Consider the following 11,974-nt stretch of genomic DNA (forward strand, 5'->3'; position numbering starts at 1 on the left):
TGTATCACTCCCTACACCTGCCCGTAGCGTCCGGCGGCTTCGCCTAGCCAACGCCGCACTAATACGGCGGTAACTTCGGCATTGCCTTGCAGCCCCTGGGCAAGGGCGGTGACGCGCTCTAGCTGGTCGGCATCACGCTCAAGATCAGCAATTTTCATCTGGGCAAGGCCGGTTTGGCGAGTGCCGAGCACTTCGCCGGGGCCACGAATTTCCAAGTCCTTTTCGGCAATACGGAAACCGTCGGTGGTTTCGCGCATTACCCCCAGGCGTTCCCGAGAGCTTTTCGAAAGCGGCGGGTGGTAAAGCAACACACAGAAGCTTTCCGTGCTGCCGCGCCCTACTCGACCGCGCAGTTGGTGCAGTTGAGAAAGCCCCAGGCGTTCCGGGTTTTCGATAATCATCAGGCTGGCATTGGGGACATCTACGCCCACTTCAATAACGGTAGTGGCCACCAGCAGGTCGAGCTCGCCCGTTTTGAAGGCCTCCATCACCGCGACTTTTTCGCTGGCCTTCATGCGCCCATGAATCAGACCAATAGCGAGTTCTGGCAGCGCCTGGGTTAGTTCATCGCGGGTGACTTCGGCGGCCTGACACTGCAGCACCTCAGACTCTTCAATCAGCGTACACACCCAATAGGCCTGGCGCCCATCACTGCAGGCGTTGCGAATGCGTTCGACCACTTCAGGCCGCCGCTCATCAGACACCACCACGGTTTTAACCGGCGTACGCCCTGGCGGCAACTCATCAATTACCGATACATCCAAATCAGCGTAAGCACTCATGGCCAGCGTACGAGGAATTGGTGTCGCGGTCATGATCAGTTGATGCGGCGTTAGCCCACCTGCTTCGCCTTTCTCGCGCAGTGCCAAGCGTTGATGAACACCAAAGCGGTGCTGCTCATCAATAATTGCTAACCCCAAACACTGAAAGTGTACGTCGCTCTGAAACAGCGCATGGGTGCCCACCACCATACGGGCACGGCCATCAGCAATAGCGGCTTTGGCATCTAACCGTGCTTTACCTTTGAGCTTGCCTGCCAACCAAGCCACTTCGATACCCAACGGTTCAAACCAGGCTTTAAACGCCCGATAGTGCTGTTCAGCAAGAATTTCCGTGGGGGCCATCATCGCCGCCTGGCAATTGCCCGCCAGCGCCGAGAGTGCTGCCATCGCCGCAACGACCGTCTTTCCTGAGCCGACGTCGCCCTGCACGAGCCGTAGCATCGGGGCGGGCCGCGCAAGGTCTAGGGTAATCTCTTCCAGCACGCGGCGCTGCGCACCGGTAAGGGCAAACGGCAATTGGGCTAAAAAGCGGGTTTGCAGGCTGCGGCCCGAGGGCAGCGATGGCGCACCATCCGCCTGAATACGTAACCGCACTTCACGCAGGCTGAGTTGGTGGGCCAGTAGCTCTTCCAGCGCTAACCTACGTGTGGCGGGATGATGGCCGTGGGCAAGCTGCTCAATGTCCACATCCGGTGGCGGTTGATGTAGCAGTTGCAGGCTAGCGTGCAACCCAGGCAGGCTGAATCGCTGGCGCAGGGCATCTGGAATGACGTCCGGTAACAGCTCAGGGGAGCGCTGCAGTAGCGCCAGCGCTTGCTGGGTAAGTGCGCGAAAACGCGTCTGATGCAACCCTTCAGTGGTCGGGTAAATCGGCGTGAAATACTCCTCAACCGGTGTATCGTTACCGCCGCTTAGCCGATACTCAGGATGGTAAATTTCCAGCCCTGTTGCCCCCGCGCGCGCCTCTCCAAATGCACGCACCGTAACACCGGGGCGCATCTGTTGCTGCTGGGCAGGCGAAAAATGAAAAAAACGTAGGCTTAAAATACCGCTGCCATCACGCACTCTGACTAACAAACTACGCCGACGCCCCTTAACAACATCGCACGCGGTGACTTCGCCTTCTATCACCGCCTCACTCCCTGCGCGCAGCAGGCCAATGGGCGTTAGCCGTGTACGGTCCTGGTAGCGCAGCGGCAGGTGAAATAACAGGTCGCTTACGCAGTCTATGCCCAATCGCGCCAACTTTAGCGCAAGCGCCTCACCAACCCCTTTCAGCGACGAAACCGGTGCAGAAAGGTCACTCATGAGGACGGACTAGCAGTGTGTACAGGTTGCTGACAGTGGCTAATCGCCTTGGCTAATGCATCAATTGCTTTGGGGCGAGGAAAGCTTGCCCGCCACGCAATGGCAACGGTGCGCGAAGGCGCAGGCTCAACAAATGGCCGGCTCACTAACATGGCATTTTCATACTGATCAGTGCCCAGCGCCGACTGTGGCAGTACCGTAATGCCTAATTTAGATGCCACCATATGGCGAATGGTTTCCAATGATCCCCCCTCTGCAATCAACGTATTATTTGGGCTGTTAAGCTTCTGGGTAATTGCCGGACAGGCTTCTAAAATTTGATCACGGAAGCAGTGCCCTTCCCCCAGCAACAACAAGCGCTCTTCTAACAAATCTTCTTTGTGAATCGCATCACGACTTACCCAGCGATGGCTGGCAGGCATCAATACCTCAAAATGCTCATCGTAAATCGGCTTGGTAACCACGTCGGTCTCGGTGAAAGGCAACGCCACAATAATCACATCCAGCTCGCCACTGCGTAACTTTGCCCGCAGAGAGCCGGTCATGCCTTCTTCGATATACAACGGCATTTGCGGTGCGGCGCTAGCCAGTGCTGGCACTAGATGGGGAAATAAGTAGGGGCCAATCGTATAAATTGCGCCAATGCGCAGCGGGTTAGCCAACTGGTCTTTGCCAGCATTCGCCATTTCGTAGATAAGCCGGCTCTGTTCCAGCACGCGCTGGGCTTGAGCAACGATCTTCTCACCCAACGGGGTGACCTGCACGGTTGATTTGGAACGTTCAAACAACGGTGTATCAAGCTCGTCCTCAAGCTTTTTTACCGCCACTGAGAGCGTTGGCTGCGAAACATGGCAGCGTTCGGCGGCACGACCAAAGTGACGTTCTTGGGCAAGGGTTACGATGTAGCGTAGTTCTGTTAAAGTCATAGTGGTGCCAGTGGCATCCTCTCGTTGCAGCTCGTTACAGGTCATCGTTATAGCGAGATGGAAAAGGACAAACAAACCCTATTGAAGATGGCACATCTCATAGGGACTTTGTATCTGATAGGGAATATTAATCAAGAGGAGTGACCAAGGTGAAGCTAACGGTACTGATTATTGGCTGCGGCGATATCGGCATAACGCTTGGACGCGAGCTGCTCAGCGAAGGCCATCATGTTATCGGCGTGCGCCGTCAGGTCGAGGCATTAAAAGATACGGGCATTGAGCCATTGGCGCTTGATCTTAACAATCTCGAAGGTGCTGACGCTCTACCTCATGCTGACTACGTTATTTATACCGTCAGCGCTGACCGTTTCGAAGAAAGTGCCTACCAAAGCGCCTATCCGGATGGCCTCAATCGTGTGCTTGGCGTGCTGGAACAACATAAAACGCCACCGAAACGCGTCTTTTTTGTGTCGTCGACCAGTGTCTATGGCCAGCAGGAAGGCGAAGTCGTAAATGAAGACAGCCCAACCGGGTCGACCAGTTTTTCTGGCAAACTGATGTGCGATGCTGAACAAGCGCTGATTAACCATCCGATTCCCGGCACGGTCGTGCGCTTTTCGGGGATTTACGGCCCTGGGCGTGATCGTTTGATTCATCAGGTCGCAGAAGGCCGCATCGCGGCAGTTACGCCGGTCAGCTACTCCAACCGTATTCACCGTGATGACTGCACCGGTATTCTGGCGCACTTAATTCGTTGTCAGGAAAAAGGCGCGCCACTCGCCGACCTTTACCTAGGTAGCGACTGCGAGCCTGTCACCCTGCATAACGTGATGGCGTGGTTAGCCAAACAGCTCAAGGTTGAATCTACCGAGACCATGCAGTCACCACTGCGCCGCCGCACCAGCAAACGCTGCGATAATAGCCGTATCCGTGAAACGGGTTATGAATTCCGCTATCCGACCTACAAAGAAGGCTACGCACAGGTGCTAAAAGAGGGCGGCTTCTTAACACCACAAAAAGCCTAATCGTTGTGATGCTCCTTTGCACGATCTTCAAAAAAAGAGCGAGCACTTGATAATAGAGTGCTCGCCCGTTTTTAGTGAAGATAGTTGCTGAATACAGTTGCTTAAGGCATTAGGCTCAGAGACTTAGTCACCAATGACCATCACAGCTTCTGCTTCTACTTGGCTGCCTTTGGGTAACGCTTTGACGCCGACCGCTGCACGGGCAGGGAAAGGCGATGAGAAGAACTCTTCCATCACCTTGTTCACGATCGCAAAGTTATCCAAATCAACCAGGTATAAGTTGAGTTTGACGATATCGCCAAGCGTACCGGCAGCCTCTTCACACACCGCCTGCAGATTGGTAAATACTTGGCGCGCTTGTGCTTCAAAGTCGTCAGAGATAATTTCCATTGTCTCTGGGTTCAGCGGGATCTGGCCCGAAAGATACACTGTGTTGCCAGCCTTAATCGCTTGAGAGTAAGGGCCGATTGCAGCGGGGGCTTTTTCAGTATTAATAACTGCTTTGTTGCTCATGAGATAGCACTCTCCTGTCGTGTTTAATATATTTTTAGAGGTAAGTGATAGATAGGATGATAGCGTTAAACAGTAATTGTAATGGTCCGCCATAGCAGTTGCTGCCAGCCCATCGCCAGCAGCCTACTAACGGGTGATTAATTGGTCATTCTAGTTATTTTGCCGACATTAGGAAGGTTGCGAATACGCTTAATAATGCGCGCAAGATGCACTCGGCCTTTTACCGATAAGGTTAAGTTAACGATTGAAAGCCGCGCATCGCGCTCTTCAATGCCGATACGCTCGATATTAGCGTCGGCATCGGTCACCACGCCCGCCAGCTCGGCCACCAGCCCACGACGGCTCTCAATTTCAATGCGCAGCGCGACCGGGAAGTCTTCATCTATACTGTCCGACCACTCGAGGGCAAACAGCTTCTCTGGGTCGTTTTTGCGATCACCTAGGTTTTTGCACTCACTGCGATGCACCACCAGCCCCTTGCCAACGGATAAGTGGCCGACAACGGGGTCGCCCGGCAACGGATGACAGCAGCGGGCAAAATTAATCACCATACCTTCGCTACCGCTGATAACGACGGCTTTTTCACTATCCCCACTGAGAACGTAGTCAGAGTTGCCGCCATTAGAGACATCAACCAAGCGCCGTGCCACCACATGGGCCATGCGATTGCCCAAGCCAAGTGACTCTAACAAAGCATCTAGCGAAACGACGTCCAGCTCTTTCAATGCTTTAGCAAAAACACTTTCATTAAGTTCTTCCAGACTGGTTTCAAACGGCGCCAGCGCCTTATTCAACAGCCGTCGCCCTAAGATAACCGCTTCTGCCTGCTGCTGGTGCTTCAATGCATGACGTATCGCGGAACGCGCTTTTGCTGTCGTGACGAAGTTGAGCCATGCCAAGTTAGGCCGTGCACCAGGAGCAGTAATAATTTCCAGCGTTTGGCCACTTTCAAGACGCGTCGAGAGCGGGGCTAAATGGCGATCAATACGACAAGCAATGCAGTTATTGCCAATATCGGTGTGTACGCTGTAAGCAAAGTCGATCACCGTTGCGCCCTGAGGCAGCTCCATGATGTCGCCTTTGGGAGTAAAGACGTAGATATCGTCTGGGAAAAGATCGTTTTTGACGTGCTCAATAAACTCTAGCGAATCCCCTGCATGGCGCTGCATTTCCAGCAGCCCTTTTACCCAAGCACGGGCGCGGGCATGGCTGCCTTCGGCAATGGGGTGGGTTGTTTGCCCTGCTTTATAGAGCCAGTGGGCAGCGATGCCATTATTAGCCATCGCCTCCATCTCACGGGTGCGGATCTGCACTTCAATGGGCATCCCGCCCTGACCAAACAGCGTGGTGTGAAGACTTTGGTAGCCGTTGGCTTTTGGGATAGCGATATAATCTTTAAATCGCCCTGGTACGGGCTTATAGAGATTATGCACCACGCCTAAGATGCGATAGCAGCTAGCGACATCTTCGGTAATAATGCGAAATCCGAAGACATCCATAATTTCCGCGAACGGCTTACGCTGGTCGCGCATCTTTTTATAAATCGACAGCAGATGTTTCTGCCTGCCAATCACAGTACCTTTAAGCCCTTCATCGTCTAGGCTCTGCTGTAGCGATGACTGAATTTCTCGCATCGCACTCCGGCGGTTCCCCCGCGCGCTGGCCACCGCGCGCTTGATGCGTTCTGAACGCATTGGGTGAATAGCCTGGAAAGAGAGGTCTTCAAGTTCAACACGAATCGTATTGATACCTAAACGTCCCGCGATTCGGGCATAAATTTCCAGCGTTTCTCGGGCAATACGGCGCTTTTTATCTGGGCGCAATGCTCCCAGCGTGCGCATGTTATGCAGACGGTCAGCCAATTTTACGATGATGACGCGGATATCCCGCGACATCGCTAACACCATCTTCTGGAAATTTTCCGCCTGGGCGACGGCTTTGTCTTCAAAGGTGATCTGGGTCAGCTTGGAAACACCATCCACCAATTCGGCGACAGGCTTACCAAACTGCGCAGACAGCGCCTTCTTCGAAACACCCGTATCTTCAATGACATCGTGCAGCATGGCCGCCATCAAGCTTTGATGGTCCATGTGCATATTAGCCAATATATTAGCGACCGCTAACGGGTGGGTCACATAAGGCTCACCTGAGCGACGGCGCTGGCCGTCGTGGGCTTGCTCGGCATAATAGAAAGCGCGTTTGACCTGCTGTATTTCGTCTGGAGGTAAATAGCCGCCAAGTCGATCGGCCAGGTCATCAATGGTGAACATTTACCGCGCCCCTAGTCGCTTCTAAGTCCAGTCTCTAGTAAACCTTAGTCGTCGATATGTGTCGTAGGCGTCATTGCTGGGCGCGTACGGACCGGGGCTTCAACCGGTTCATCTAGCACGGTGTGGTTTACCAGACCTGCGGCAATTTCACGCAGTGCCATAACGGTAGGCTTATCGTTCTCCCAGGGCAGTTGCGCTTCACGGGAGCCACGGGCAAGCTGGCGCGCGCGCTGGGTAGAAATCATCACCAGCTTGAAGCGGTTCTCAACATTTTCCAGACAATCTTCAACGGTTACGCGAGCCATGGGGGCCTTCCTGTAATGACAACGCTGGGCCAGCGTTGTGGTGAAACGCCGCGGGCCCAGCAAAAAAAGTGGTAATGGAATCTGCTAGATTACTCGACGCTAGGCGCTTGTGACAAGAGCGCATCGAGTAGTGGTGCATGACGCACCTGCATCGCCTCACGTGTTAAGCGGCGACTGATCACCAGCGACTGCAACTCTTGCAGTGCTGTGGTGAAATCATCGTTGATGACTAAGTAGTCATATTCATCAAAATGGGACATTTCGCTAACGGCATCACGCATACGCCGAGCAATCACTGCGTGCTCATCGGTTCCGCGGCTAGAAAGACGCCGCTCTAGTTCGCTACGCGAGGGTGGCAAGATAAAAATCGACACTGCCGAAGGCATTTGTTCACGTACCTGCTGAGCGCCCTGCCAGTCGATCTCTAAAATAACGTCTTGCCCCGCGTCCAGAACAGTTTGCGCCGCACAGCGAGACGTACCGTAGTAATTATCAAAGACCTTGGCATACTCAAAGAACTCACCGCGCTCAATCATCGCTTCAAAGTCGGCTACGTGAGTAAAGTGGTAGTTCACACCATCCACTTCTCCCTCGCGCTTAGCTCGCGTGGTATGTGATACCGAGACCTGAATACCATCCAGGCTCTCGATCAGCTCGCGGACCAAGCTGGTTTTACCAGCACCCGACGGGGCAGAAATAATAAAAAGCGTACCCTGGGACATGAAGCGCTTCCCTAATTAGCAAAAAATAGTTAGCGAAATGATAGTCAGCGAAAGATCGTTGATGAAGATAAACAAGACAACGGCTATGCGTTGTAGTGTGTATATAGTAGCGCGCAGTATCGCACACCTATGCTATGGACTGTAGCGTTTCGGCGCAGTCACAAGGAGGTCGTTATGCGCAGTACGATCGTTATTTTATGCTTAATTGCCCTGGGCGTAGCGTTCCAAAAAGGCTTGATTGAGATTCCCCGCCATTGGGCCCCCTGGGCGCCACTCTATATCGATGACCCAATAACACCCATCACCCAGCTAAAGCTCAAACGTCTAAACGATGACCGGGGTGCCTGTTTAGCCGCACTGGACACCGTGCCAGAAAGCGAGCTTAGTTACACACCTTTAGCCGATTATTCCCCAACCGCTAGCTGCCCACTGACGAATATCGTGCGTATGCAGTCTAGCAGTGTTCGTTTTAACCAACGCTTTGTCGCTAGCTGCCCAATGGCGCTTGCCTGGGTAATGTACGAGCGCCATGCCCTTCAACCTGCCGCCCTGGAAATCATGGGTAGCCGTGTGGCCCAAGTCAATCACGTTGGCAGCTTTGCCTGTCGTAACGTCTATGGCCGCGAAACAGGCAGGCGCAGTGAACACGCCACCGCTGAAGCACTGGATGTGGTGGGGTTTCAGTTTGAAAACGGCCAGCTCATTACGCTAATCAATCACTGGGATGACGAAGGCGAAACCGGGGAATTTCTAAGAGCAGCGAGAGATGGCGCCTGCGACACCTTTGGTAACGTGTTGGGTCCAGACTACAACGCCGCACATGCTGATCATTTTCACCTCGGCATGCGCGGCTTTCGGCTATGTCGTTAGTAAACACTCATTGATAACGTTCAGCCGTAGCGAAAGTGCGTTTCTCAAGCCAGCGCCCCCAAGCAAAAATCACTAGCCCGCAAAGGGCTAAACCGGTACCGACTAACCCTGTGCTCGACCAACTAAAACCTGCGCTAATCACCAGTCCTGCTAGCCACGCTCCTAATGCATTAGCCCCATTAAAAGCGGCATGGTTTAGCGAAGCCGCCATCGTTTGAGCATCTTCTGCCACATCCATTAAACGGGTCTGCAGCGCAGGTGCTAGCGCCATGCTAGAGCCGACTAATCCCACAAATAACAGCCCCGTCCAAACATTATTGGCAGCAAAATAGAACAATCCTTGAATTACAGCGCACCACACCAAGGTAGCGGGAATCGCGCGCATCAGGTTCTTGTCCGCTGCACGACCGCCAATTAAATTCCCAGCGATAGAGCCAAGACCAAAGATGACCAACACTAGCGGCCCCAGCGCTTCACTCATACCCGCTTGCTGCGTAAGCGTAGGCATCACATAACTAAAAATAGCAAACATACCGCCACAACCAATACAGGCAATGGCCACCGTCACCAACACACGCTGCTTTATCAATGCCGACAGTTCACGTAGCGGGCTTGCCAAGGCATCGAACGGCTGTACAGGCACCCACAGACGAATCAATAGCGCGGTCAACAGGGCAATAATGCCTACGGCTGCAAAGGCGATTTGCCAACCAAACAGATTACCTGTCCAGGTGCCTAACGGCGCGCCAATCAGAATCGCCAACGTCAAGCCCATCATTACCCGAGAAATAGCGCGTGCGCGCTGATCAATCGGCACTGCGCCAGCCGCTACCAAAGCGGCTACGCCAAAGTAAGCACCGTGGGGTAACCCGGCAATAAAGCGCAGCCCAACAAATGACCAAAATCCCGGCGCCATGGCACTGGCGATATTACCGACGGCAAAGACCAACATCAGCACAATGAGCAACGCACGCTTAGGTACCCGCGCTGCAAAGGCAGATATCAGCGGCGCGCCCACAACTACGCCCAGGGCATAACTACTGATGGCATAGCCCACCTGAGGCACCGTAACGGCGAGATCTTCCGCAACACGGTTCATTAACCCCATAATGACGAATTCGCTGGTGCCAATACCAAACCCGCCTAACGCCAACACGACTTCTGCCAGCCGCGGGTTACGTGCCAATCCCGATGACGACGCCTGCATACTTTTCTCCCCCAGGCGCATTCAACACCTGCTTAACAAAACGGTCTTGTATAGCTGCAAATGATCGCAGGATTAGACAAAAGTAGAAATACGCAACACCAAAAAAGTTAGCGAGCGAACGAGGCAGTTCCGACGGATTACAACGCTAATATCCTAATTTTGTTAGTGTGTTTTTAAACTTATAAGCAGGTGAAATGTTCATGACACTAGAGACTATCGAGTACGCCATGGAGGCACTGGCTAAAGCAGACTCCGATATTGCCCGTGCTTATCCACTGGTGGGAGCACCTGCGCCGCGCCAACGCGATCAAGGCTTCGCAACGTTTTTTAATACGATTGTTAGCCAGCAGATTTCGACGGAAGCAGCGCGCGCTATTATGGGGCGTGTCACTTCATTGCTACCTGAATTGCACGCGCAAGCAGTTATCGACGTTGAAGACCAAGCGCTGCGTGATGCAGGGCTTTCCTGGCGCAAAGTAGCCTATGCCAAAGGGTTGGCGGAGGCAGAGCTTGCAGGCACATTCAGCGCCGATGGGCTGGCCATGCTGAGCGATGACGAGGCGATTGCCGCCATCACTCAACTACGTGGTTTTGGACGCTGGAGCGCCGAAATTTACCTGATGTTTTCGCTCCAACGCGCGGATATATTTCCCGCCGACGACCTTGCCTTACGTATAGCGCTTGGCCGTCTAAAAAAACTGGAAGACAAACCCACGCCTAAACAGGCTCGCCAGTTAGTCGAACACTGGGCCCCCTGGCGTAGCGTGGGTTCGCTATTTTTATGGCACTACTATCGTGGAGAACCGCTTTAGGGAACGATCTTACCCGTTAGATCATCGTCATGATCAGAAGGCGATGGCGGCGCTATGAGTGCCTCAGGCTGAGCAATAAAGCGATACGCTAGTGCCCCTAACGCTGCGCCGATCATAGGCGCTATCCAGAACAGCCACAGCTGAGCCGTCGCCCAATCTCCTACATATAGAGCAACGCCCGTACTACGCGCTGGATTCACCGAGGTATTGGTCACCGGAATGCTGATCAGGTGAATTAGCGTTAAGCCCAAGCCAATCGCCAACGGCGCAAACCCTGCAGGTGCACGACCATCGGTTGCCCCCATAATGATGAAGATAAACATCATGGTCATTACGACTTCCGTTAGTAACGCCGCCGTCATGCTATAACCGCCGGGTGAATGCTCTCCATAGCCATTAGATGCAAACCCAGCCGACACATCAAACCCAGCTTGGCCACTCGCAATGAGATACAGCACGCCACCGGCAACAACGGCACCCAGTACTTGCGCACCAATATAGTAAGGCAGCTCTTTAGCAGGAAAGCGCCCTCCCACCCAAAGTCCTACCGATACCGCAGGATTTAAATGGCACCCCGAAATATGCCCAATCGCATACGCCATCGTAACAACCGTTAAACCAAAGGCCAGCGACACCCCTAATAGGCCAATGCCGACTTCTGGAAAAGCCGCTGCTAACACCGCGCTGCCACAACCGCCCAATACTAGCCAGAACGTACCAATTAACTCCGCTACGTACTTTTTCATATCCCTACTCCTCTAATGACCAAGCATCATTGGGAATACTGCGCCAGCGAGTTAAGCACCCATAAAGACGCTTATTGATGTGTACGCAGTAATGCGTGCACTCAGTGCACGCCATTTTTTTAATTAACTTAAAGAGAGAAACTAGTTCTTAAACACTAGGCATATTGTTAATTTATTTTACAACAAATTAGTGTAAAAACAACTTAACCAAGCACCTAAAGAAAAGACAAGCTTTTATATAACAGCCTTTGAAAATGGGCAACAAAATATCACCAGCGACTTTAAAATAAACAAAAAGAAACAATTAGCGTATTAGTCATTATGCGCTAAAAAATCATGAATCAATTAGATTGATAATAAGTGTTTCTTTAATACCATCTTTTTAGATTCCAAAAAAACGTTAAAAACACCAAAAGCACCCGTTATAGATGAAAAGTAACGGGTGCTAAGTGGCTATTCAAAATTTATCGTGCGCTCAGACCCGTAGC

Annotated in this window: 11 protein-coding genes; 3 read left to right on the top strand and 8 right to left on the bottom strand. The window is 52.7% G+C overall.

Going from position 1 to position 11,974, the window contains the following annotated elements; all coding sequences use genetic code 11:
• Positions 1–11: 11 nt before the first annotated feature.
• Both recG and INT19_RS02550 read right to left on the bottom strand, forming a co-directional pair.
• Positions 12–2,090 (bottom strand): ATP-dependent DNA helicase RecG, encoded by a 2,079-nt coding sequence (gene recG, locus INT19_RS02545; RefSeq protein WP_193059600.1) that lies wholly within the window; start codon positions 2,088–2,090, stop codon positions 12–14.
• Positions 2,087–3,016: a hydrogen peroxide-inducible genes activator gene (locus tag INT19_RS02550; RefSeq protein ID WP_193059601.1), complete on the bottom strand. Its 930-nt coding sequence runs from the start codon at positions 3,014–3,016 to the stop codon at positions 2,087–2,089. Before INT19_RS02550 ends, recG begins: the two co-directional genes overlap by 4 nt.
• A 149-nt stretch (positions 3,017–3,165) precedes the next feature.
• Here INT19_RS02550 and INT19_RS02555 point away from each other — a divergent pair, with 149 nt between their 5' ends.
• Complete coding sequence (locus tag INT19_RS02555) at positions 3,166–4,041, top strand: SDR family oxidoreductase (RefSeq protein ID WP_193059602.1); 876 nt, start codon at positions 3,166–3,168, stop codon at positions 4,039–4,041.
• A gap of 123 nt (positions 4,042–4,164) precedes the next feature.
• On the opposite strand, the gene INT19_RS02560 is transcribed toward INT19_RS02555, so the two are convergent.
• The 4 genes from INT19_RS02560 to gmk all read right to left on the bottom strand — a co-directional run bounded on the left by INT19_RS02560 (position 4,165) and on the right by gmk (position 7,851).
• Positions 4,165–4,554 carry a RidA family protein gene (locus tag INT19_RS02560; protein ID WP_083007717.1) on the bottom strand — a complete coding sequence of 130 codons (390 nt, stop codon included), beginning with the start codon at positions 4,552–4,554 and terminating at the stop codon, positions 4,165–4,167.
• A 137-nt stretch (positions 4,555–4,691) separates the two neighbouring features.
• The gene (locus INT19_RS02565) at positions 4,692–6,824 is read right to left on the bottom strand and encodes a RelA/SpoT family protein (RefSeq protein ID WP_193059603.1); all 2,133 of its coding nucleotides are present in this window, start codon (positions 6,822–6,824) and stop codon (positions 4,692–4,694) included.
• 44 nt (positions 6,825–6,868) lie between these two features.
• On the bottom strand, positions 6,869–7,129 hold the full coding sequence (gene rpoZ, locus INT19_RS02570) for a DNA-directed RNA polymerase subunit omega (protein ID WP_083007719.1): 261 nt from the start codon (positions 7,127–7,129) through the stop codon (positions 6,869–6,871).
• 89 nt (positions 7,130–7,218) lie between these two features.
• On the bottom strand, positions 7,219–7,851 hold the full coding sequence (gmk, locus tag INT19_RS02575; protein WP_038479745.1) for a guanylate kinase: 633 nt from the start codon (positions 7,849–7,851) through the stop codon (positions 7,219–7,221).
• A 174-nt stretch (positions 7,852–8,025) separates the two neighbouring features.
• On the opposite strand from gmk, the gene INT19_RS02580 reads away from it, so the two are divergent.
• Positions 8,026–8,721 carry an extensin-like domain-containing protein gene (locus tag INT19_RS02580; RefSeq protein WP_193059604.1) on the top strand — a complete coding sequence of 232 codons (696 nt, stop codon included), beginning with the start codon at positions 8,026–8,028 and terminating at the stop codon, positions 8,719–8,721.
• A gap of 7 nt (positions 8,722–8,728) precedes the next feature.
• Here INT19_RS02580 and INT19_RS02585 read toward each other — a convergent pair whose 3' ends face one another.
• The gene (locus tag INT19_RS02585) at positions 8,729–9,928 is read right to left on the bottom strand and encodes an MFS transporter (RefSeq protein ID WP_193059605.1); all 1,200 of its coding nucleotides are present in this window, start codon (positions 9,926–9,928) and stop codon (positions 8,729–8,731) included.
• Positions 9,929–10,128: 200 nt separating this feature from the next.
• On the opposite strand from INT19_RS02585, the gene INT19_RS02590 reads away from it, so the two are divergent.
• Positions 10,129–10,740, top strand: a complete 612-nt coding sequence (locus tag INT19_RS02590) for a DNA-3-methyladenine glycosylase family protein (RefSeq protein WP_193059606.1) — start codon at positions 10,129–10,131, stop codon at positions 10,738–10,740.
• Here the strand turns inward: INT19_RS02590 and aqpZ are convergent.
• Positions 10,737–11,486 carry an aquaporin Z gene (gene aqpZ / locus INT19_RS02595; RefSeq protein ID WP_193059607.1) on the bottom strand — a complete coding sequence of 250 codons (750 nt, stop codon included), beginning with the start codon at positions 11,484–11,486 and terminating at the stop codon, positions 10,737–10,739. The genes INT19_RS02590 and aqpZ overlap by 4 nt on opposite strands.
• Positions 11,487–11,974: the final 488 nt, after the last annotated feature.

The sequence above is a fragment of the Halomonas sp. 3A7M genome (assembly GCF_014897875.1).
Classification (GTDB): Bacteria; Pseudomonadota; Gammaproteobacteria; order Pseudomonadales; family Halomonadaceae; genus Vreelandella.